Annotated in this window: 21 protein-coding genes; 14 read left to right on the top strand and 7 right to left on the bottom strand. The window is 73.4% G+C overall.

What is annotated here, in order from left to right; genetic code table 11:
* Window positions 1-13: 13 nt before the first annotated feature.
* Window positions 14-703 (top strand): TetR/AcrR family transcriptional regulator, encoded by a 690-nt coding sequence (locus tag VGD70_RS03135; protein WP_331077898.1) that lies wholly within the window; start codon window positions 14-16, stop codon window positions 701-703.
* Window positions 704-708: 5 nt separating this feature from the next.
* On the opposite strand, the gene VGD70_RS03140 is transcribed toward VGD70_RS03135, so the two are convergent.
* From VGD70_RS03140 to VGD70_RS03150, 3 genes are read right to left on the bottom strand one after another with little or no spacing between them, the layout of a single operon-like run.
* Entirely contained in the window at window positions 709-1,431 is a 723-nt protein-coding gene (locus VGD70_RS03140) for a sterol desaturase family protein (RefSeq protein ID WP_331077899.1), read from the bottom strand.
* Window positions 1,424-2,152, bottom strand: coding sequence for a FadR/GntR family transcriptional regulator (locus tag VGD70_RS03145; RefSeq protein ID WP_331077901.1), 729 nt, complete (start codon window positions 2,150-2,152; stop codon window positions 1,424-1,426). The genes VGD70_RS03140 and VGD70_RS03145 overlap by 8 nt, the downstream gene beginning before the upstream one ends.
* 50 nt (window positions 2,153-2,202) lie before the next feature.
* Window positions 2,203-2,559 carry a metalloregulator ArsR/SmtB family transcription factor gene (locus VGD70_RS03150; RefSeq protein WP_331077903.1) on the bottom strand — a complete coding sequence of 119 codons (357 nt, stop codon included), beginning with the start codon at window positions 2,557-2,559 and terminating at the stop codon, window positions 2,203-2,205.
* A gap of 19 nt (window positions 2,560-2,578) precedes the next feature.
* Here VGD70_RS03150 and VGD70_RS03155 point away from each other — a divergent pair, with 19 nt between their 5' ends.
* The 10 genes from VGD70_RS03155 to VGD70_RS03200 all read left to right on the top strand — a co-directional run bounded on the left by VGD70_RS03155 (window position 2,579) and on the right by VGD70_RS03200 (window position 13,088).
* Window positions 2,579-3,484, top strand: a complete 906-nt coding sequence (locus tag VGD70_RS03155; protein WP_331077905.1) for a cation diffusion facilitator family transporter — start codon at window positions 2,579-2,581, stop codon at window positions 3,482-3,484.
* 85 nt (window positions 3,485-3,569) lie between these two features.
* Window positions 3,570-4,553 (top strand): helix-turn-helix transcriptional regulator, encoded by a 984-nt coding sequence (locus VGD70_RS03160; protein WP_331077907.1) that lies wholly within the window; start codon window positions 3,570-3,572, stop codon window positions 4,551-4,553.
* Window positions 4,550-5,524 carry a WYL domain-containing protein gene (locus tag VGD70_RS03165; RefSeq protein WP_331077909.1) on the top strand — a complete coding sequence of 325 codons (975 nt, stop codon included), beginning with the start codon at window positions 4,550-4,552 and terminating at the stop codon, window positions 5,522-5,524. Before VGD70_RS03160 ends, VGD70_RS03165 begins: the two co-directional genes overlap by 4 nt.
* Window positions 5,525-5,600: 76 nt before the next feature.
* Window positions 5,601-5,864, top strand: a complete 264-nt coding sequence (locus VGD70_RS03170; protein WP_331078009.1) for a bacteriophage holin — start codon at window positions 5,601-5,603, stop codon at window positions 5,862-5,864.
* Window positions 5,851-6,174 carry a Sec-independent protein translocase subunit TatA gene (gene tatA, locus VGD70_RS03175; protein WP_331077911.1) on the top strand — a complete coding sequence of 108 codons (324 nt, stop codon included), beginning with the start codon at window positions 5,851-5,853 and terminating at the stop codon, window positions 6,172-6,174. The genes VGD70_RS03170 and tatA overlap by 14 nt, the downstream gene beginning before the upstream one ends.
* An 18-nt stretch (window positions 6,175-6,192) precedes the next feature.
* Window positions 6,193-7,149 (top strand): twin-arginine translocase subunit TatC, encoded by a 957-nt coding sequence (gene tatC / locus VGD70_RS03180; protein ID WP_414637878.1) that lies wholly within the window; start codon window positions 6,193-6,195, stop codon window positions 7,147-7,149.
* Window positions 7,150-7,163: 14 nt separating this feature from the next.
* Window positions 7,164-8,066, top strand: coding sequence for a diacylglycerol/lipid kinase family protein (locus tag VGD70_RS03185; protein WP_331077913.1), 903 nt, complete (start codon window positions 7,164-7,166; stop codon window positions 8,064-8,066).
* 29 nt (window positions 8,067-8,095) lie between these two features.
* Window positions 8,096-10,867 (top strand): DEAD/DEAH box helicase, encoded by a 2,772-nt coding sequence (locus VGD70_RS03190; protein WP_331077915.1) that lies wholly within the window; start codon window positions 8,096-8,098, stop codon window positions 10,865-10,867.
* Window positions 10,868-10,982: 115 nt separating this feature from the next.
* Window positions 10,983-11,702 (top strand): DUF4333 domain-containing protein, encoded by a 720-nt coding sequence (locus tag VGD70_RS03195; RefSeq protein WP_331077917.1) that lies wholly within the window; start codon window positions 10,983-10,985, stop codon window positions 11,700-11,702.
* A gap of 141 nt (window positions 11,703-11,843) precedes the next feature.
* On the top strand, window positions 11,844-13,088 hold the full coding sequence (locus VGD70_RS03200) for a GNAT family N-acetyltransferase (protein WP_331077919.1): 1,245 nt from the start codon (window positions 11,844-11,846) through the stop codon (window positions 13,086-13,088).
* Window positions 13,089-13,221: 133 nt separating this feature from the next.
* Here VGD70_RS03200 and VGD70_RS03205 read toward each other — a convergent pair whose 3' ends face one another.
* Window positions 13,222-14,163: a 5'-3' exonuclease gene (locus tag VGD70_RS03205; RefSeq protein WP_331077921.1), complete on the bottom strand. Its 942-nt coding sequence runs from the start codon at window positions 14,161-14,163 to the stop codon at window positions 13,222-13,224.
* Between the two features lie 44 nt (window positions 14,164-14,207).
* Between VGD70_RS03205 and VGD70_RS03210 the strand changes: the two genes are divergently transcribed.
* Entirely contained in the window at window positions 14,208-17,381 is a 3,174-nt protein-coding gene (locus VGD70_RS03210; RefSeq protein WP_331077923.1) for a BTAD domain-containing putative transcriptional regulator, read from the top strand.
* On the opposite strand, the gene VGD70_RS03215 is transcribed toward VGD70_RS03210, so the two are convergent.
* Complete coding sequence (locus tag VGD70_RS03215) at window positions 17,365-18,156, bottom strand: ABC transporter permease (protein ID WP_331077925.1); 792 nt, start codon at window positions 18,154-18,156, stop codon at window positions 17,365-17,367. The two genes, VGD70_RS03210 and VGD70_RS03215, sit on opposite strands and share 17 nt — an antisense overlap.
* Window positions 18,153-19,118: an ATP-binding cassette domain-containing protein gene (locus VGD70_RS03220; RefSeq protein ID WP_331077928.1), complete on the bottom strand. Its 966-nt coding sequence runs from the start codon at window positions 19,116-19,118 to the stop codon at window positions 18,153-18,155. The genes VGD70_RS03215 and VGD70_RS03220 overlap by 4 nt, the downstream gene beginning before the upstream one ends.
* Window positions 19,119-19,251: 133 nt before the next feature.
* Here VGD70_RS03220 and VGD70_RS03225 point away from each other — a divergent pair, with 133 nt between their 5' ends.
* Together VGD70_RS03225 and VGD70_RS03230 are read left to right on the top strand one after the other, a co-directional pair.
* Window positions 19,252-20,388 (top strand): Xaa-Pro peptidase family protein, encoded by a 1,137-nt coding sequence (locus VGD70_RS03225; RefSeq protein WP_331077929.1) that lies wholly within the window; start codon window positions 19,252-19,254, stop codon window positions 20,386-20,388.
* Window positions 20,385-20,840, top strand: a complete 456-nt coding sequence (locus VGD70_RS03230; RefSeq protein ID WP_331077931.1) for an Lrp/AsnC family transcriptional regulator — start codon at window positions 20,385-20,387, stop codon at window positions 20,838-20,840. The genes VGD70_RS03225 and VGD70_RS03230 overlap by 4 nt, the downstream gene beginning before the upstream one ends.
* Window positions 20,841-20,896: 56 nt before the next feature.
* On the opposite strand, the gene VGD70_RS03235 is transcribed toward VGD70_RS03230, so the two are convergent.
* The gene (locus VGD70_RS03235; protein ID WP_331077933.1) at window positions 20,897-21,637 is read right to left on the bottom strand and encodes a class I SAM-dependent methyltransferase; all 741 of its coding nucleotides are present in this window, start codon (window positions 21,635-21,637) and stop codon (window positions 20,897-20,899) included.
* Window positions 21,638-21,641 lie beyond the last annotated feature (4 nt).

The raw sequence follows: 21,641 nt of genomic DNA on the forward strand, positions 1-21,641 counted from the left end.
CAACATCGGTCTCATGGTTTCCTCAGGCTCATCGAAGCGCGCCTACCATCACGGCAACCTGCGCAACGCGCTCATCGCCGCGGCGGCCGAGCTCGCCGCACAGGGCGGCCCGGCCTCGGTGACCATCCGCGCGGCGGCCCGCCTGGTGGGTGTCACCCCGACCGCGGCCTACCGACACTTTACGAACCAGGAGGAGCTCCTCGGCGCCGCGAAGGACGCCGCGCTCCACGAGCTCACCGAGGCGATGCACAAGGAGCTCGCGGCCCGCCCGCAGTCCGAGGATCCCATCCGCTACGCACTGGGCAGTCTCGCCGCGCTCGGACGCGGGTACATCGCCTTCGCCAGGGCGCAGCCGGGCCTGTTCCGCACGGTCTTCGCCTGGGAGGGCCCGCTCGCCGGCGATCCGGGCTTGCGTGCGAGAGAGCAGAGCGACCCGTTCCAGCTGCTGCTCGACTCACTCGACGAGCTGGTCGCGGTCGGCTACCTCAGCGTGGAGCGGCGCCCGCTCGCCGAGGTGGCCGCGTGGGCGGTGGTGCACGGCCTCGCCGCCCTGCTCGACGGCCCGCTCCGCGACCTGCCGGCCGACGTCCGGGAGGAGGCGGTGGTCAAGGCGATGCTGATCCTGGGCCACGGCCTGTCCGGCAACGGCCTCACCCCGGAGCAGGAGGCCCTGCTGGCCGACGAGATGAAGACCGTCACCTGAGGGCTCTAGCCGGCGGCCGCTTCCCGGGAGTGCAGGTCCCGCACGGTGGGGGAGGTCGTCACCCGCCGCGGGTCGGGGTGGGTGCCGAGCACGCGGTCCGCGGTGCCGGCGCTGGTGACGGTGAACCAGTAGTGCTCGTTCTTGTAGTGGTGCAGCCGGTGGTTGCGCCAGATCGCCCGGTACAGCCGCGTCCGCGGGCGGTAGTCGCTGTGGATCAGGTAGTGCGTCCACTCGTAGCCCAGCGCGAGGACGGCGACCACGGTCAGGTACGTCAGGCCGAGGCCGGGCCGGGGGAACGCGAGCAGCCCGATCGCGGTGACCGCGGGCAGCAGCCACAGCAGCACCGGCCAGGGGATGAACACCAGCGGCACGTCGCGGGGGTCGGCGTGGTGCGCGCGGTGCTTGCGGGACAGCAGTGGGTCGATGGTGACCCGGCCCAGCCGGCGCGGTCGCCAGTGCAGCACGCATACGTGCACGGCCCACTCGAAGAACGGGAAGACGGCGACCATGATCACCGGGGTCAGCGCGTCGCCGGGCCGCCAGTCGCCCACGACCACCCGGGCCGTCAGCGCGGCGACCAGCACGGTGCCGACCAGCCACGGCGACGGATGCCGCCAGAACGCGGCGGCGGACGCGCGCAACCCGATCGGGCGGCGGCGGGATCCGGTGATGGCGGCCTCGTCGGCGCGGACCCGCTCCCGCGCCCGGGTCTCGGTGTCGTCAGTCATCTGGATGCTCCTCCAGCTTCCGGATCACCGTCAGCAGGCCCTGGGTGGCGGGCCCGAGCAGGTCCTCGGCGACGCGGCGGGCCTCGGCGGCGTGGCCGACGACGATGGCGTCGGTGAGCGCGCGGTAGACCTCGATCCGGCCGACCTCGGCGTCCATCACCGTGGCCAGCACGGCGAGCGCGGGCTCGTAGGCGGCGCGGAGGCTGTTGAACATCAGCCGGAACGCGATCGAGTCCGCGCCGTCGACGATGTGGTCCCAGAACACGAGCGCCTGCCGCTGCCGCTCGACCGCGTCGTCCGACGCCTCGAGTGCGGTGACCGTGTCGTGCAGCGCGGTGTCGAGCCGGGTGCCGGCCCGCTCGGCGGCGAGCTCGGCGACCTTGGGGCCGATGTGCAGCCGCGCCTCGAGGACGCTGCGCGCCACCGAGAGGTCGAGCTCGCCGCGCGGCGCCAGCAGCCGGGGGAGCAGGTCGAGGCTCGCGTGCCGGCGGTAGTCGCGGACCGTGGTCGTGTCGCCCTGCCGGACCTCGACGAGCCCGGCCGCGGCCACCCGCTGCAGTGCCTCCCGCACGGCCGGCCGCGAGACGCCGAGCACCTCGGCGAGCCGTCGCTCGCTGGGCAGCGCGTCCCCCGGCGCGAACTCCCCGCTGACGACGTCGGCGAGGATCTGCTCGAACACGGCGTCGGGAACCGACCGCCGGGCGACGGGTTGCAATGCCATGCCCACCACCTTGCCGACCCAGAGCCCTGACGGTCAAGTGGTCAGACCAGTCAGTCGTGGTCGGGGATGTCGTGGAGGTGGTGGACCGCCGCGCCGACGGCTTCGGCCAGCAAGCGGCGGACGTGGCCGCCGCGCGCCTTGTACACCGCTCGGCGGCCGTCGCGGTGGGTGGTGACCAGGCCGGCCAGGCGCAGCTTGCCCAGGTGCTGGGACACGGCCGGCCGGGCGATGCCGACGGCCGTGGCCAGCGTCGTCACGTCGTACTCGGCGCCGCACAGCAGCCACAGCATGCGCAGGCGGGTGGGGTCGGCCAGCATCCGGAAGCCCTCGACCGCCGCGTCGACCTGGGCCACCGGGGGCAGCTGTTGCCAGTCGGGTGCTGTTGCAGTGTCGTCGCGTGCGTGCATGAGCACGTATTATGCCCGCGTGGCACGCGGACACGGGCACGGTCATGGGCACGGCATGCCGACCTCCCGGGACGGCATGCGAGCCCTCTGGATCTCGCTCGTCGTGCTCGGCGCGACGGCCGTCCTCCAGGCCGGCGTCGTCGTGCTGTCCGGGTCGGTCGCGCTGATGTCGGACACCCTGCACAACGTCGCCGACGCGCTCACCGCCGTCCCGGTCGGCATCGCGTTCCTCCTCGGCCGCCGGCCCGCGACCAGCCGCTTCACCTACGGCTACGGCCGCGCCGAGGACGTCGCCGGCGTCGTGGTCGTCGCGGTCATCGCCGCCTCCGCGGTGTTCGCCGCCGTCGAGTCCGTCCGCCGCCTGGCCGCGCCCGCCGAGGTGACCCACCTCCCGGCCGTGGCGGTCGCGGCCGTGGTCGGCTGCGTCGGCAACGAGATCGCCGCCCAGGTCCGCATCCGCACCGGCCGCCGGATCGGCTCGGCCGCCCTCGTCGCCGACGGCCTGCACGCCCGCACCGACGCCGTCACCTCGCTCGCTGTCCTGCTCTCCGCGGGCGGCGCGGCCCTGGGCTGGCGGTGGGCCGACCCGGTCGTCGGCCTCGCGATCGCGGCCGCCATCGTCACGGTCACCTGGTCCGCGGCCCGCCAGGTGCTCGCCCGGCTGATGGACGCGGTCGACCCGGACCTCGTCGCGAAGGCCCGCGGCGTCCTCGCGGGCACGCCCAGCGTCGCCGCCGTCGACTCGGTGCGGCTGCGCTGGATCGGCCACGCGCTGCACGCCGAGGTCGACCTCGCGGTGCCGGACGACCTCACCCTCCGCGAGGCACACGACGTCGCGCACGCGGCCGAGCAACGGCTGTGCCACGACGTCCCCCGCCTGGCCGCGGCCACCGTCCACACCCACCCGGCCGGCGCCCACCCGTAGCGAAACCGTGCGAACGGACCGTTCGCACGAATCGCCGGGCGCGTTGGGGGGACTGAGGTGCGTCAGTCGGGCTAGAGTTCGAAACGTGTCCGTCGCACGCGCCGAAAGACTCGTCAACCTGGTGCTGTGTCTGCTGTCCACCCGCCAGTACCTGCCCGCCGAACGCATCCGGTCCCTCGTGGCCGGATACTCCGACGCGCCCACCGACGAGGCGTTCTTCCGGATGTTCGAGCGCGACAAGACCGAGCTGCGTGACCTGGGGGTCCCGCTCGAGACCGGCCGCACCTCCACCTTCGACCTCGTCGACGGCTACCGGATCGCCCGCCGCGACTACGAGCTCGGCGACATCGACCTCGAGCCGGACGAGGCCGCCGCCGTGGCGCTCGCGGTCCGGCTCTGGGACTCCCCGGAGCTCACCGGTGCGGCGGCCGGCGCGCTGCTCAAGCTCCGCGCCGCCGGGGTCGACGTCGACCAGGGCGTGCCGTCGGTCGTCGAGCCCAAGGTGCGCACCACCGAGCCGGCGTTCGGGCCGCTGCTCGCCGCGGTCCAGGCCGGCCAGGCGGTCGCGTTCGACTACCGCCGCCCCACGCCGGCCGAGCTCCGCAGGCGCACGCTCGAGCCGTGGGGCGTCGTGTCGTGGCGTGGCCGCTGGTACGTCGTGGGCCACGACCGCGACCGCGCCGCGCCGCGCTGCTTCCGGCTGTCCCGCATCGTGGGCGAGGTCCAGGCGTTCGGCCGCACCGGCGTGGTCACCCGCCCGGCCGACGTCGACCTGCTGCAGTTCGTCGCCAAGAGCAGCGGCGAGCCGCCGGACACCTCGCTCGTCCGGCTGTGGCTGGCCAAGAACCGCGCGGCCGGCCTGCGCCGCCGGGCCACCGTGGTCGGCGAGCGCACCATCGACGGCGTCGAGGGACACGTCGTCGAGCTGGAGGTCTTCCACACCGACTCGTCGGCCAGCTGGATCGCCGGCTACGGCGAGGACGCGGTCGTCCTCGAGCCGGACGTGCTGCGCAAGTCGGTGCACGAGCGGCTGCTCGCGGTGGCGGACGGTTCCGGGGGGAAGTCGTGACTGGATCGCAGGACCGGCTGCCACGCCTGCTGGCACTGGTGCCGTACCTCATCGCCCGGCCGGGCATCCCGGTCGACGAGGTGGCCGCCGACTTCGGCGTCACCGTCAAGCAGCTCCGCAAGGACCTGGAGCTGCTGTGGATGTGCGGGCTGCCCGGCTACGGCCCCGGCGACCTCATCGACCTGTCCTTCGAGGGCGACACCATCTCGGTCAACTTCGACGCCGGCATGAACCGCCCGCTGCGGCTCACCGGCGCCGAGGCCACCGCGCTGCTGGTCGCGCTGCGCACGCTGCTCGAGACGCCCGGCGTGGCCGACGCCGACGCCGTGCGCCGCGCGGTCGCCAAGATCGAGGCCGCGGCCGGGCAGGCCCAGCCAGCCGGGGTCGCCGTCGGGCTCGGCGTCCGTGAGGGCGAGCGCACGGTCAAGTCCCGCCAGATCGTGCAGAGCGCGCTCAAGGCCAGGCGTGCCCTGCACATGAGCTACTACACGGCGTCGAAGGACCAGATCACCGAGCGCACGGTCGACCCGATGCGGATGCTCATCGTCGAGGGGCGCAGCTACCTGGAGGCCTGGTGCCGGCGCGCCGAGGACGTGCGGCTCTTCCGCCTCGACCGCATCGACGAGGTCACCGAGCTCGACGAGCCCGCCGTGCCGCCGCCCTACGCCGAGCAGACCGACACCACCGCGGGCCTGTTCCGCGAGCAGCCCGACCAGGCCGTCGCCCAGCTCGTGCTCGAGCCCGACGCGCGCTGGGTGTCGGAGTACTACCCGGTCGAGAAGGTCACCGAGCTCGACGGCGGCCGGCTCCGGATCAGGATGCGCTACGCCGACCTGTCGTGGATGGCCCGGCTGCTCCTGGGCCTGGGCGGCGACGTCACGGTCGAGGAGCCGGCCGAGCTGGCGGTGAGCTTGCGCGACCGAGCAAGGCGGGCCCTGGCACGTGCCGGACAGCTCTCGGTAACCCCGTGATCGGCGGCTTGCCGGGTGCCGGTCACCGAGGCGCTCACCCCACCATGACCACACGCCCACTACGGTATGAACCGTGATGTCGTACCTGCCGACCTGGATCGTGGTCGCCGTAGGGTTGGTGCTGCTCGTAGTGGTTGTCACCCGGGTGCTCCGCACCGTGCGCCGGTTCGCCGCCACGGCCGCGGTGGTCAACGCCCGGATCAACGACGAGACCGGCACGCTCCGGGCCCGTTCCGCGGCCTTGGGGGTTGCGATGAAGGAGACCCGCGATCGGGTGAAGCATGCCTCGGCTGACGTACCATCAGGGCGCCGGGGGAGACAGGAGGATGACCGTGGGTAACTTGGGTGTACCCGAGCTGTTGATCATCGCTGGGGTGATCATCCTGCTCTTCGGAGCCAGGAAGCTGCCGGAGATGGCGCGTTCGCTGGGCAAGTCCGCCAAGGCCTTCAAGGAAGAGACCAAGGGCATGCGGGGCGGCGACGACACCGCCGACACCCCGGCCACGCCGGCCCAGCCCGTCGTGCAGCAGCAGCTGCCGCAGGCCCAGCCGCCGACGCCCGCGCAGACCAACGCCACGACCAACGGCGCGCAGCCGGTCAACGGCGCGCAGCCCGTCGAGCAGGCGCAGCAGAACAAGAACGCAGGCTGAGAGAACGGATCCTGAACGGTGGCGCGCAGAACGCACCGCCGGGACGAAGGCGGCAGCGAGAAGAAGAAGCTTCGCAGCCGCCGGCACAATCCCGACGGCACTATGTCCCTTCGGGATCACCTGTACGAGCTGCGGCACCGGCTGGGCCTGGCGTTACTGAGCCTCCTGGTCGGCTGCATCCTCGGGTTCCTGTGGTTCCAGTGGCGGGTCGGTCCGATCCCGTCGCTCGGTCACCTGATGACCGCGCCGTACTGCTCGTTGCCGGCCGACGTCCGGCTCACCGGTGCGGACTGCCGGCTGCTGCAGACCCAGCCGTTCGAGGCGTTCCTGGTCCAGTTCAAGGTGGGGCTCGCCGCGGGCGCGGTGCTGACCAGCCCGTTGTGGCTGTACCAGATCTGGGCGTTCATCACGCCGGGCCTGTACGACAACGAGCGGAAGTTCACCCGCATCTTCGTCGTGCTGGCCTCCCTCCTGTTCGCCTGCGGCGCCGTGCTGGCCTACTACGTGGTGCCCAAGGGCCTGGCGGTGCTGGTCAGCTTCGGTGGCGACCAGTTCATCACCGCCCTCGCCGCCGACCAGTACATCTCGTTCGTCCTGGTGATGCTGATGATCTTCGGCGTCAGCTTCGAGCTGCCGCTGCTGATCACCATGCTCAACCGGATCGGGATCCTGCCCTACCGCAACCTCAAGAACTGGCGGCGCGGCATCATCTTCGCGCTGTTCGTGTTCGCCGCCATCGCCACGCCGGGTACCGACCCGATCGGCATGCTCGTGCTCGCCGGCGCGATGACCGTGCTGTTCGAGGTCGCCGTGCAGATCGCCCGGATCCACGACCGCAAGAAGGACCGCGAGGCCGTCGCCGAGGGCTGGGGTGACCCGGAGGACTACGACCTCAAGCCGGAGGACGTGCCGGACAAGCCCGCACCGGACCCGAGCGTGCCGGAACGCACGGCCGGCTTCGACGACGTGACCTGACGGGCGGCGCACGCATGCGGGCCGCCATGGTGGTGCACCCGGCGTCCGGCCTCGGCCGGGCGGGCCGGATCGCGGACACGGTCGCGCAGCGGCTGCGGGGCGCGGTCGACGACCTCGTCATCGTGGCGGCGAGCACCGTCGAGGAGTCCCGCCGGCTGATGGAGAAGGCCCACGGCACGAGCCTCGACCTGCTGGTCGTGGTCGGCGGCGACGGCTCGGCCCACCAGGGTGTGCAGTTCTGCGCGGACACCGGCGTCGCGCTCGCGGTGATCCCCGCGGGCACCGGCAACGACCTCGCCCGCACGCTGGGCGCGCCGAAGGACCCGCTCGAGGCCACCGACGCGCTGGTCGCCGCCATCAGCTCCGGCGAGCGCAGCACGATCGACCTCGGCCGGGTGGCCGGCGGGCCGTGGTTCGCCGGCGTGCTGTGCGCCGGGTTCGACTCCGCGGTCAACGAGCGCGCCAACCGGATGCGCTGGCCGTCCGGCCCGCGCCGCTACGACCTGGCGATCCTCGCCGAGCTGGCCAGGCTGCGCCCGGGCCCGCTCACGGTCGTCGAGGACGGCGGCCGCGCGGAGCTGGAGGCCACCCAGATCGCGGTCGGCAACATCCCGTTCTACGGCGGCGGCATCCCGATCTGTCCCGACGCCGACCCCACCGACGGCCTGCTCGACATCACCCTCGTCGGCCGGGCCAGCCGGTTCGACCTCGTGAAGATGCTGCCCGGGCTGCGCACCGGCAACCACGTGCACAACCCCCTCGTCACCACCTCGCGGGCCCGCGAGGTCCGGCTCGGCGGGGCCGGCGGTGGGGCCAACGGCTGGGTCGCCTACGCCGACGGCGAGCGCATCGGGCCGCTCCCCGTCGAGGTCAGCTGCGTCCCCGCGGCGCTCACCGTGGTCGGCCGCGCGGCCTAGCCGGCGCGACATGTGACAGTCTTGATGATGTGGCCACCAGCCCTTCTTCGTCTCCGGCCGAGGCCTACACGGCGTCGCGCCGCCGGTCCAGCCACCCGAAGCTGACCGAGTTCGCCGGGCAGCTGCCCTTCGAGCTGGACCCCTTCCAGGACCAGGCCTGCGCCGCGCTCGAGGACGGCCACGGCGTGCTGGTGTGTGCGCCCACCGGCGCTGGAAAGACCGTGGTGGGCGAGTTCGCCGTGCACCTCGCGCTCACCGAGGGCCGCAAGTGCTTCTACACCACGCCGATCAAGGCCCTGTCCAACCAGAAGTACGCCGACCTGGCCGAGCGGTACGGTCCCAAGTCGGTCGGCCTGCTCACCGGCGACTCGTCGGTCAACGGCAACGCGCCGATCGTGGTGATGACCACCGAGGTCCTGCGCAACATGCTCTACGCCGGCTCGTCCACCCTCGACGGGCTCGGCTACGTGGTGATGGACGAGGTGCACTACCTCGCCGACCGGTTCCGCGGCGCGGTGTGGGAGGAGGTCATCCTGCACCTGCCGGACTGGGTGCGGTTGATCAGCCTGTCCGCCACGGTCAGCAACGCCGAGGAGTTCGGCGACTGGCTCGTCGAGGTCCGCGGCGACACCACGGTCGTGGTCGACGAGCACCGGCCGGTGCCGCTGTGGCAGCACATGATGGTGTCCGGCCGGATGCTCGACCTCTTCGTCGGCGAGGACGCCGAGGGCCTCGCCAAGATCAACCCGGACCTGTTGCGCCGCACCGAGGACGCGGCTCGGCAGCAGTCGCCGTGGCAGGGCCCGCGCAACCGGGGTCGCGGCCGGGCCGCGCCCGTGCGCGGCGGCCCCCGGTTCCGGCCGCCGTCCCGCGTCGACATGGTGTCCCGTTTGGACGGTGCCGGGCTGCTGCCGGCCATCGTGTTCGTGTTCAGTCGGGTCGGCTGCGACGCCGCGGTGGCCCAGTGCACCCGGTCGGGCCTGCGGATGAACACCGAGGCCGAGATCGCCGAGATACGCCGGATCGTCGAAGCGCGCACCAAGGACCTCGCCGACGCCGACCTGCGCGTGCTCGGCTTCTGGGAGTGGCGCGAGGCGCTGGAGCGCGGGTTCGCGAGCCACCACGCGGGGCTGCTGCCGGCGTTCAAGGAGACCGTCGAGGAGCTGTTCGTCCGCGGCCTGGTCAAGGTGGTGTTCGCCACCGAGACGCTGGCGCTGGGCATCAACATGCCGGCCCGCACGGTCGTGCTCGAGCGGCTCGTGAAGTACAACGGCGAGGCGCACGTCGAGCTCACCGCGGGGGAGTACACCCAGCTCACCGGCCGGGCCGGGCGGCGGGGCATCGACGTCGAGGGGCACGCGGTCGTCGTCTGGACCCCGGGCGTCGACCCGAAGACCGTGGCGGGCCTGGCGTCGACCCGGACCTACCCGCTGCGCTCGTCGTTCCGGCCGGCGTACAACATGGCCGTCAACCTGGTCGACCGGCTCGGCGCCCAGCAGGCCCGCGAGCTGCTCGAGCAGTCGTTCGCCCAGTTCCAGGCCGACCGGTCGGTGGTGGGGCTCGCGCGACGGATCGAGCGCAACCGCGAGGCCCTCGATGGCTACCAGGAGTCGATGACGTGTCACCTCGGCGACTTCGCCGAGTACGCGGCGCTGCGCGCCAAGCTGTCCGAGCGGGAGAAGTCGTTGTCCCGCAAGAACGCGTCGGCCCGGCGGGCGGACGCGGCCCGGTCGCTGGAGTCGCTGCGCAAGGGTGACGTGATCGCCGTGCCCGCAGGCCGGCGCTCCGGCCTCGCCATCGTCATCGACCCCGGGGTCGACCAGCTGGGGGAGCCGCGGCCGCTGGTGCTCACCGAGGACCGGTGGGCCGGCCGGCTCTCGGTCGCCGACTTTCCGACGCCGGTGGAGGCGCTCGGCCGGATCAAGCTGCCCAAGCAGGTCGACCTGCGCTCGCCGCGGTCGCGCCGCGACCTCGCGTCGACGCTGCGCAACACCGGCATCGAGGCGCCCGGCCGCATCCGGCGGCGCTCGGCGGGCGGTGGCGAGGACGACGGCGAGCTGGCCGCGCTGCGCCGGGCGTTGCGCGCGCACCCGTGCCACGGCTGCGACGACCGCGAGGTGCACGCGCGGTGGGCCGAGCGGTACCGCCGGCTCCAGGCCGAGACCGAGCAGCTGGAGCAGAAGGTCGCGGCCACCACCCACTCGCTGGCCCGCGGCTTCGACCGGATCCGCGCGCTGCTCACCGAACGCGGCTACCTCGCGAAGAAGAACGGCGACGACGAGGTCACCGCCGACGGCCGGCGCCTCGCCCGGCTCTACAGCGAGTCGGACCTGTTGGCCGCCGAGTGCCTGCGCCAGGGCATCTGGGACGCGCTGACCGCGCCGGAGCTCGCGGCGGTGGTGTCGGCGCTGGTGTTCGAGGCGCGCCGGGACGGGCCGAGCGAGCCGCGGGTGCCGGCCGGCCCGGTCACCGACGCGCTGGCCGAGACCGCCCGGCTGTGGGCGTCGCTGGAGGCCGACGAGCGGCGGCATAAGCTGGAGCGGACCCGGCAGCCGGACGCGGGCTTCGCGTGGACGGTGTACCGGTGGGCCCGCGGCGAGACCCTGGAGCGGGTGATGACCGCGTCGGAGTCCGCGGGCTCGGAGATCTCCGCCGGTGACTTCGTCCGGTGGTGCCGGCAGGTGATCGACCTGCTCGACCAGCTGCGTGACGTGATGGGCAGGGCGCACCCGGTGGGGGCGGCCGCGGACGAGGCCGTGCGCACCATGCGGCGCGGGGTCGTGGCCCTGGGAACGGCATGACTCGGCCACTTGGTTGGATTCGCGTGGCGGAGCACACGGGGCGTATACCTCCCGCTATGGTTTGATCGCGCCCAGCAGATCCGACCGTGCGACCTCGATTTCGCGGAGGCGAACCATGACCAGCCCCTACGGGCCTCCCGGTGGGAACGACCCGCAGCAGCAGTGGGGACAGCAGCCCTACGGCGGCGGTCCCACCCCGGGCACGCCGTCGGGCACGCCGTCCGGCGGGTTCCCGGCGCAAGGCCCCGGTCAGGGTGGTTATGGGCAGCAGCCGCAGCAGCCGCAGCAGCCGCAGCAGCCGTACGGTCAGCAGGACCCGACGCCGCCCGGCTATGGTCAGCCCGACCCGTCGCAGCAGCCCTACGGTGGGTACGGCCAGCAGCAGCCGACGCAGCAGTACCCCTACGGTCAGCAGCAGCAGCCCTACGGTGGGTACGGTCAGCCGCAGCAGCAGCCGGGCGGGTACCCGCCCCAGTACGGCCAGCAGCCCCCGAAGAAGGGTGGCGGCGCCTGGATCTGGGTCGTGGTCGTGGTCATCGTGCTCGCGGCTGGCGCGTTCGGCGTGCTCGGCTTCGTCACGCCGGGCTTCCTGAACAAGAAGGTCTTCGACGAGTCCGCCCTCGAGGGCGACAACGGCGTGAAGAAGATCCTCATCGAGAACTACCACGAGCCCAAGGCCGACATCTCGAAGGTCGACTGCCCGGCCGACCAGGAAGTCAAGCAGGGCAACACGTTCAACTGCACGGCGACGATCCGCGACCAGCCGATGAACGTCAAGATCACCGTCGTGAACAACGACGGCCAGTACGAGGTCTCGACACCGGAAGCCAAGTAGCTCGGTTCAACCGGGGCGGTTGAAGGGCGTGGACGGTCGGCCGGACACGGGCGGGTACGAGGTCGGGCTGCCGGAGAGCCGGTAGGCCGCGAACCGAGGCACTCGCTGGCGGGGCCACGGCGGAGACGGCATCATCGGCGGGTGACCCAGACGCTCTCGCCCGCGCGGACCACCGAGTTCGAGTTCCGGGCGCTCGACGACGACGACGCCGAGCTGCGGGTGGCCAACGACGTCTTCCGTGAGGCGCTGCACGACGAGCCGCTCGACGACGAGAAGTGGGCCCTCATCAGGAAGGCCTACGAGCCCGGCCGCACGTACGGCGCGTTCGCCGGCGCCACCCTGGTCGGCACCACCACCTCGCTCACCTCCAGCCTCACCCTGCCCGGCGGCGCGATCCTGCCGATGGCCGCGGTCACCGCCGTCGGCGTGCGGACCGACCACCGCCGGCGCGGCGCGCTCACCGGGCTGATGCGCCTGCAGCTCGCCGGGTGCGCCGCGGCCGGCGACGTGTTCGCCACGCTCCACGCGAGCGAGCCGACGATCTACGGCCGCTTCGGCTACGGGATCGGCACCCGGGTCCGCATCATGCGGGTCCGGCCGGCCCGCGCGCGTGTCCGCCCGGAGGTGCCGACGTCCGGCACGGTCCGGCTGCTCAGCAAGGACGAGGCGCTCACCCTGCTGCCCGAGGCGTACCCGCGGCTGCAGCAGGCCCGCGCCGGGATGATGGGCCGCTCGCCGGCGTGGTGGGCCCTCAACTACGAGCGCCGCATGGAGCACGGCTACTTCCGGGTGGCCGCGCACTTCCGCCCCGACGGCGAGATCGACGGCTTCGTCGGGTACCGGCCCGGCCCGTTCCCGTCCGACGACGTGCGCGCCGGCGCCGCGATCGGTGTCCTCGACTTCACCGCCGCCGGCCAGGAGGCCACCAGCGACCTGTGGCGGTTCCTGCTCGACATCGACCTCATCGAGGAGGTCACCGTCTACATGCGCCCGATGGACGACCCGCTCGAGGCGATGCTGGTCGACCTGTTCGCCGTCCGCACCGAGCTGGACGACGAGCTGTGGGTCCGCGTGCTGGACGTGCCCACCGCGCTCGCCGGCCGGACCTACGGCGCCGCCGACCCGGTGGTGATCGAGATCGTGGATCCCTTGCTGCCCACCAACTCCGGCCGCTACCTGATCAGTCCACAAGGGACTGAACGCACCGGGGCGCCGGCCGCGCTGACGATGACCGTCGAGACCCTCGGCATGATCTACCTCGGCACGTGGCGCCCCTCCGCGCTCGCCTCGATCGGCCGCCTCACCGCGACCGACCCCGGCGCGCTACCCGCCGCCGACCGCCTGTTCGCGACCGACCGCCCCGCGTGGTGCGGTAGCTTGTTCTGACATCCCCGGCGGAAGGTCAGCAGGTGCGGCACGTGCTCGTGGCGGCTCTCGTGGTCGTCGCCGTGCTCACGGCGGGCTGCGGCCCGGACAAGCCCACCGGCCCGGACCTCAAGGACTTCGCCGCGCAGTCCCGCTAGGCGCGGACCGCCGCCAGCGCGGCCAGCAGCCGGTCCACCGACGCGCCCAGGTCCCACTTCTCCTGCAGGGCACGCACCCGGTCCGGGTCGCGCGGCTCGGCGGGCACCACGTCGGCGCTGTCCACGGTCACCGCGGCGTCCAGGGCCACCCGGACCACCAGCGGCGCCGCCGCCACGTACGCGGCCGCGTCCCGCAACGCCGTCTTCACCCGCAGCGGCACCAGCTTGTCGTCCGCGGCCGCGGCGGCCAGCAGGCCCTCCAGCGAGCCGAACCGGGTGATCAGCTTCGCCGCCGTCTTCTCGCCGACGCCGGTCACGCCGGGCAGGCCGTCCGACGGGTCGCCGCGCAGCAGCGCCATGTCCGCGTAGGCCAGGCCGCTGTTGAGCTCCGGCAGGTCGTAGCGGGCGGCCAGCTCACGCGGCCCGAGCACCTCGGCCTTGGCCCACCCGCGGCCCACGTAGATGACCCGGACCGGCGTCGGCTCCTCGCGCACCACCTGGAAGAGGTCCCGGTCGCCCGAGACGACCTCCACCGGGTCCACCGACTCGCGGTGCACCAGCGTGCCGATCACGTCGTCCGCCTCGTACCCGCCGGCCTCCGCGGTCGCCAGGCCGACGGCGTCGAGCAGGTCGAGGATGATCGGCACCTGCGGGGTGAGCGTGTCGGGCACCTCCTCGACGTTGTTCACCGGGTCGGCCACCCGGTGCGCCTTGTACGACGGCAGCGCGTTCACCCGGAACGCCGGCCGCCAGTCCGCGTCGAGGCACGCCACCAGCCGGGACGGCCGCCGCTCGGTGAGGATTCGGGCGATCGTGTCGGCGAACCCGCGCACCGCGTTGACCGGCGTACCGTCCGGTGCGGTCATCGAATCGGGCAGCGCGTAGTAGGAGCGGAAGTACAGGCTGGCCGAGTCCAGCAGAACAAGAGGACGACTCACAGGCGCCAGCCTGCCATGTCGTACCGGGAAGGCAGAATCGACACGTGCGGATCGCGATGCTCGGCCTGATGGAAGTCCGGTCCGACGACGGTACGCCGGTGGAGATCACCGGCGCGCGGCTGCGCACGCTGCTGACCCTGCTCGCCCTCGACGCCGGCCGGGTGGTCACCACCGCGCGCCTCATCGACGGCGTCTGGGGCGAGGACCCACCCGCCGAGGCCACGAACGCCTTGCAGGCCCTGGTCTCCCGGCTGCGCCGCGCGCTTCCCGAGCCCGCCGTCGAGTCGACCCCGGCCGGCTACCGGCTCGCGGTCCCGCCGGACGCCGTCGACCTGCACCGCTTCGAGCAGCTGGCCGCGCAGGGCCGGGCCGCGCTGCGGCAGGACCCGGCGCGGGCGGCGACGATCCTGCGGCAGGCGGAGGAGCTGTGGCGCGGCCCGGCCCTCGCCGACGCGGCGACCGCCGCCTTCGCCCGGGCGCCGCTGGCCCGGCTCGAGGAGCTGCGGCTCGCCGTGCTGGGCGACCGCATCGAGGCCGGGCTGCCCCGCGCGGACCTCGCCGAGTTGGAGGAGCTCGTCGCCGCGCACCCGCTGCGCGAGCGGTTCGCCGCCCTGCTGATGCGTGCGCTCTGCCATGCCGGCCGCGCGGGTGACGCGCTCGCCGTCCACGCCCGCGTCCGCGATGCGCTGGCCGACGAGCTCGGCGCCGACCCGTCGGCCGAGCTCGCCGCCCTGCACCTGGAGATCCTGCGCGGCGGCGAGACACCCAGGGACCACCCGCACACCAACCTCCGCGCGGGGCTCACCAGCTTCGTCGGCCGCGACACCGACCTGGCCAGGGTCTCGGCGATGGTCCGCGACTGCCGGCTGGTCACGCTCACCGGCCCCGGCGGCTCCGGCAAGACCCGGCTGGCCACCGAGGTCGCCCGCGCCCTGCTCGACGAGATCCGGGACGTGTGGCTGGTCGAGCTGGCCCCGGTCAGCGACGGCGGCGACCTGCCCCAGGCCGTGCTGTTCGCGCTCGGCATCCGCGTGCAGGCACTCCTCGGCAGCACCCCGGCGCTCGCCACCCCGCCCGAGGCCGCCGACCCGATCGACCGGCTCGCCGCGGCGCTGTCCACCCGGCCGCTGCTGCTGGTGCTGGACAACTGCGAGCACCTGGTCGGCCCGGCCGCCGCGCTCGCGCACCGGTTGCTCGGCGACTGCCCGCAGCTGCGCGTCCTCGCCACCAGCCGCGAACCGCTCGGCATCACCGGCGAGACGCTGTGGCCGGTCGACCCGCTGCCGCTGCCGCCGGCGGACGCGAGCCGCGACCGGGCGATGACCTACCCGTCGATGCGCCTGCTGGCCGACCGGGCGAGCGCCGTGCGACCCGGGTTCGCCGTCGACGACCGCACGGCCCTCCACATGATCCACATCTGCAGGGCGCTGGACGGCATGCCGCTCGCCATCGAGCTGGCCGCGGCGCGGCTGCGCACGATGTCGCCCGAGCAGGTCGCCACCCGGCTGCACGACCGGTTCCGGCTGCTCACCGGCGGCAGCCGGCTCGCGCTGCCGCGGCACCAGACGCTGCGTGCGGTCGTCGACTGGAGCTGGGACCTGCTCGACGACGCCGAGCGGATCCTGCTGCGCCGCCTCGCCGTGTTCGCCGGCGGCGCCACGCTGGAGGCGGCCGAGCAGGTGTGCGCGGGTGCCGACCTGCCGCCGGACGACGTGCTCGACGTGTTGTCCGCGCTGGTGGACAAGTCGCTGGTGGTACTCGTGGGAACGCGCTACCGGATGCTCGAGACGATCAGGGCGTACGGCCTGGAGCGGCTGGCCGAGGCCGGCGAGACCGAGCGGGTCCGCTGGGCGCACGCCGAGTGCTTCGGCCGGCTCGCCGAGACCGCCGAGCCGCACCTGCGCCGCGCCGAGCAGCTGGAATGGCTCGGCCGGCTCGACGCCGACCACGACAACCTCAACGCCGCGCTGCGGACGGCGATCGCCGCGGGCGACGCCCGCACCGCGCAATGGTTCCTCGCCAACGTCGGCTGGTACTGGTGGCTGCACGGGCACAAGGCGGAGGGCGGCGAGCTGGCCGCCGAGGCGCTGGCCGTGCCGGGGGAGGGCACGCCGGCCGAGGTGCGGTCGGTGGCGTTCGCGATCGGCGCGCTGCTGTCCCTCGACGGGCTCCACGAGGGCGACCGGGCACTCCGCTACTTCACCACGGCCGTCGACACCGCCGAGGGCGTCGACCGGGCCCGGCATCCGCTGCTCAGGCTGATCGGGCCGATCAAGGAGGTGATGAGGACCTTCGGCCGGCCGACCGAGCCGATGAACCGGCACGTGGCGGATGTGCTCGCGCACGACGACGACCCGTGGGTCGCCGGCACCGCGCTGGCCATGCGTGCCCACGCGTTCCTCAACGCGGGCCGGATGCACGCCGAGGCCGAGTCGGACTTCCGCGCGGCGCTCGCGTCGTACCGGTCGGTCGGCGAGCGGTGGGGCATGTCGTTCGCGCTGTGCTCGCTGGGCGACCTCATCGCGTGGCGCGGTGAGCTGGCGACCGCGGCGGAGCTGTACCAGGAGGCGATCGTGCTGTTCGCCCAGCTCGTCATCAACGAGGACCTGGTGCGCTACCGGCTGCGGCTCGCCGACCTGCTCCTCCAGCTCGGCCGGGCCGCCGAGTCCTCGGCGATCCTCGCCGCCGCGCGCCGCGACGCCGACCGGCTGGGCCTGCCGGAGTGCCTGGCCGGCGTGGCCCACGCGGAAGCCGACTTCGCCCGCCGCGGCGGTGATCTCGAGGCCGCGGGCGTGGACCTCGCCCGGGCGAGGATGCTCGCCGCCCACGGCTCGGTCGCGGCGCAGTTCCGCGCGATGATCGCGGCCTCCCTCGGCTACCTCGAGATCGCCAAGGGCGACCTGGCGGCCGCCACCGCGCGCCACGACGAGGCGCTGGACCTGGCGCTCGACTCCAACGACGCCCCGGTGATCGCCCACGCCCTCGTCGGCGCCGCCGACCTGAGCCTGCACCGCGGCGACCCCCGGCACGCCGCGGCCCTGCTCGGCGCCAGCGTCGCGATCCGCGGGGTGCCGGACCTGTCCTCCGCCGACGCCGTCCGGGTGGAGGCGGCCACGCGGGCCGCGCTCGGCGACGAGGTGTTCGCCGAGGCGGCCACGCGTGGCCGGTCCGCCACCATGGACACGGTGCGGGACCTGGTGGTCACACCCGCCGCTTGAACGCGCGGACCGCGAGCGGCGCGAAGACCGCCACGATCCCCGCCGTCCACAGCAGCGTCGTCGTCACCGGGCCCGCGACCGGGCCGCCGACCAGCAGGCCACGGACCGCGTCGGCGACCGCGGTCACCGGGTTGGCGTCCACCCAGCCCTGCAGCCAGCCCGGCATCGTGTCGGTCGGCACGAACGCGTTGCTCACGAACGTCAGCGGGAACATCACCGCGAACCCGAAGATCATCACCTTCTCCGGCGCGTTGACCAGCATGCCGACCAGCACCGAGATCCACGAGAACGCCATCGCGAACACCAGCAGCAGGCCGAACGCGCCCAGCACGCTCGCGATGTCGGTGCCCACCCGGAAGCCCATGATCGCGCCGAGGCCCAGCAGCAGGGCCATCGCCCACGCCTGCTTGACCATGTCGGCCACGATCCGCCCGGCGAGCGGCGCCCACCGCGCGATCGGCAGCGCGCGCAGCCGGTCGAACACGCCCTTGGTCAGGTCGGTGTTCAGGCCGACGCCGGTGTTGAGCGTGCCGAACAGGCAGTTCTGCACGACGATCCCGGGCAGCGCGAAGGTCAGGTAGTCGCCCGTCGAGCCGGCGATCGCGCCGCCGAACACGTAGGTGAACAGCAGCAGGAACATGATCGGCTGGATGCTGAAGTCGATCAGCTCCATGGGGTTGTGCTTGATCTGCACCAGCGTCCGCCAGGACAGCGTGGCGCTCTGCACGAGGCCCTCGACGGGCCGGGTCCGTGGGGCAAGGGTCATGGTGGTCATGCCGGCACTCCTTGCGTGGCGGGCTCGCCGGTGGTCGCGCGGTGGCCGGTGAGGCCGAGGAAGACCTCGTCGAGGCTGGCGTCCCGCAATGCCAGCTCGGCCACCAGCACGTCGGCGTCGTCCAGCCGCCGCACGACGGCCGGCAGGAGCGCCGGGTCGGTCACCGACGCCGTGACGGTCGACCCCTCGACGACCGGCTCGGTGGCGGTCACGTCGCGCACGACGGACAGCACGATCGGCAGGTCCGCCGGGTCGGCCGGGCGCACGACCAGGGGCTGGGCGCCGGCGCGGGCCTTGAGCTCGGCCGGCGTGCCGGTGGCGATCACCCGGCCGTGGTCGACGACCGCGATGTCGTGCGCCAGCTGGTCGGCCTCGTCCAGGTACTGGGTGGTCAGGAGCACGGTCACCCCGTCGGCCACCAGGTCGCGGACGACCTGCCACATGTCGAGCCGGCTGCGCGGGTCCAGCCCGGTGGTCGGCTCGTCCAGGAACAGCACCCGCGGCCGGCTGACCAGGCTCGCGGCCAGGTCGAGGCGGCGCCGCATGCCGCCGGAGTAGGTCTTGGCCGCGCGGTTGGCGGCGCCGGTCAGGTCGAACTGCTCGAGCAGCTCGCGGGCCCGGCGCTTGGCCCGCGCCCGCGGTACACCCAGCAGCCTGCCGATGAGCAGCAGGTTCTCCGCGCCGGTCAGCATCTCGTCGACCGAGGCGTACTGCCCGGTGAGGCCGATCAGCTGGCGGACCCGGTGCGCGTCGCGGACGACGTCGTACCCGCACACCTGCGCGTGGCCGCCGTCCGGGCGCAGCAGCGTGGCCAGGATCCGCACGGCGGTGGTCTTTCCGGCGCCGTTGGGCCCGAGCAGGCCCAGCACGGTGCCGGTGCGCACGGCGAGGTCGACGCCGTCGAGCGCGGTCGTCTCCCCGAACCGTTTGGCCAGTCCTTCGGCCAGCACGGCGTGGTTCATGGTTCGTCCCCTCGAAGTCGGGTTGGTGACCCCGACGATGTGCCGTGCGGCTGATACGGCCCTGAGACGCCCTCACAGGTCCCTGACATGTCGCTGACAACGTCAACCTGACGCCGGGACTAGGCTTTCCGGCATGTCGACCACCGTTTCCGCCACCGACCCCACGGCCCTGCGTGCGCGACTCGACCGCGCCCGGGACGCGGCCGGCGCCGCCGGCGTCGACGCCATGCTGATGGCGCCCGGCTCCGACCTCACCTACCTGCTCGGCGGCTCCGGCAGCTCGTTCGAGCGGCTCAGCTGCCTGGTGCTGCCCGTGGGTGGGGCGCCGGTGTTAGTGGTGCCGAAGCTGGAGGCGCCGGGCTATGCGGCGGTCCCCACCCACGAGCTGGGTGTCGAGATCGCCACGTGGGTCGACGACGAGGACCCGTACGCGTTGGTCGCGTCGCTGCTCGGCGAGGTGTCGCGGGTGGCGCTCGGCGATGTCATGCCGGCGTTGCACGTGCTGTCCCTGCGCCGCGCGCTGCCGGACGCGGAGCAGTCGCTGGCGGGCCCGATCGTGCGCGAGCTGCGCATGCGCAAGGACGCCGCCGAGGTCGAGGGCCTGCGGCGGGCCGGTGCGGCCATCGACCGCGTCCACGCGCGCATGGCCGAGTTCCTGCGGGTCGGGCGCACGGAGGCCGAGGTCGGCGCCGACATCGCGGCGGCCATCGTCGAGGAGGGCCACGCGGTGGCCGAGTTCGTCATCGTGGGCTCCGGCCCCAACAGCGCGAGCCCGCACCACTCGCAGTCCGCCCGCGTGGTCGAGGCGGGCGACGTGGTCGTCATCGACATCGGCGGGCCGGTGCCCGAGGGCTACTGCTCGGACAGCACCCGCACCTATGTCATGGGCGAGCCCCGCGACGCGGACGTCGCCGACACCTACGCCGTGCTGCAGGCGGCCCAGGCCGCGGCCGTCGCCTCGGTCCGGCCCGGGGTGGCCGCGCAGGACGTCGACGCGGCGGCCCGCTCCGTCATCGCCGACGCGGGCTTCGGGGAGTACTTCATCCACCGCACGGGCCACGGCATCGGCCTCGACGTGCACGAGGACCCGTACATCGTCGCCGGCAACGAGCTGCCGCTCGAGCCCGGCATGGCGTTCTCGGTCGAGCCGGGCATCTACCAGCCGGGCCGGTGGGGCGCGCGGATCGAGGACATCGTGGTCGTCACCCCCGACGGCGTCGAGCCGCTCAACACCCGGCCGCACGAGCTGACCGTGCTCCCGACCCGATGACCGCCTCGGAGCTGGAGCCCATAGACCAGGCCATAGCCCGAGAGCTCTCCGCCGACGGGCGATGCAGCTTCACCGACCTCGCCGAGCGCGTGGGCCTGTCGGTGTCGGCCGTCCACCAGCGAGTGCGCCGCCTGGAGCAGCGCGGTGTCATCCGGGGCTACACCGCGCAGCTCAACGCGGAGGTCATCGGCCTGCCCCTCACCGCGTTCATCTCCCTGACCCCCATCGACCCGTCCGAACCGGACGACTATCCCCAACGCCTCACCCACATCCGCGAGATCGAGTCCTGCTACTCGGTGGCCGGCGACGAGTCCTACATCCTCCTGGTGCGGGTGGCCTCCCCAGCCGCCCTGGAGGAGCTGCTACGCCAGATCCGCGAGGCCGCCAAGGTCTCCACCCGTACGACAGTCGTCCTGTCCACTCCGTACGAGGGCCGATCCCCAGCCCTGTAACGGCCCCACGTGCAAGCCCCGGCCCCACCGTCCACTCCGGACGAAGACCGGTCCCCTCAACGGACCGCCACAAGCACATGGTCGTCGCCGAACTGCCAGACCGGCCCTGCCTCCGCGAAGCCGGCCGCGCGCAGCAGCGCTGCCTGCTGGTGAACGGTCAGGTCGTTCTCGGTGTGCGACGTGGAGTGGTCCCGGCCGTCCAGCAGGGGGGTCAGCTCGGCGTCCTCGCGGAGGGCTTGCCACCACTCGGCCCAGTCCTCGTTGCGGTCGGTGCCCACGCGCGCGGTCCGGGCCTCCCGCACCGCGCCCGCGATAGCGTCCAAAGTAGACGCGCCCAGTCCCATCTGGTCGGCGTTGACGAACACGCCGCCGGGCCGCAGCCGCTCGGCCAGGGTCCGGTAGAGCGCGGCGAGCGAGTCGGGGTCGAGCCAGTGCAGCGCGGTCGACGACACGGCGGCGTCCCACGGCCCGGCGAGCCCCGTGCGGTCCGGCCACGACGGGTAGCAGAGGTCGGCCTCGATCAGCTTCACCCGCGGTCCGGTGTTGGCCGCGCCGAGCCCGAGCAGCAGCGGGTCGGCGTCCACCCCGACGACGTCGACCTGGGGGAGTGCGGCGGCGATCCGCGCCGACAGCGACCCGGGCCCGCACCCGAGGTCGACCACCCTGGCCGGCCCGGTGCCCACCGCGGCCCGCACCACGTCGATCACCACCCGGAACCGCTCCTCGCGGTCGGGGATGTACCGCTCCTGCTGAGCGTCCCAGCGCCGCACCCACCGCTGTGCCGTCGTCACCTGCATGGCG

The sequence above is a fragment of the Actinophytocola sp. genome, assembly GCF_036402745.1.
GTDB lineage: Bacteria > Actinomycetota > Actinomycetes > Mycobacteriales > Pseudonocardiaceae > Actinophytocola.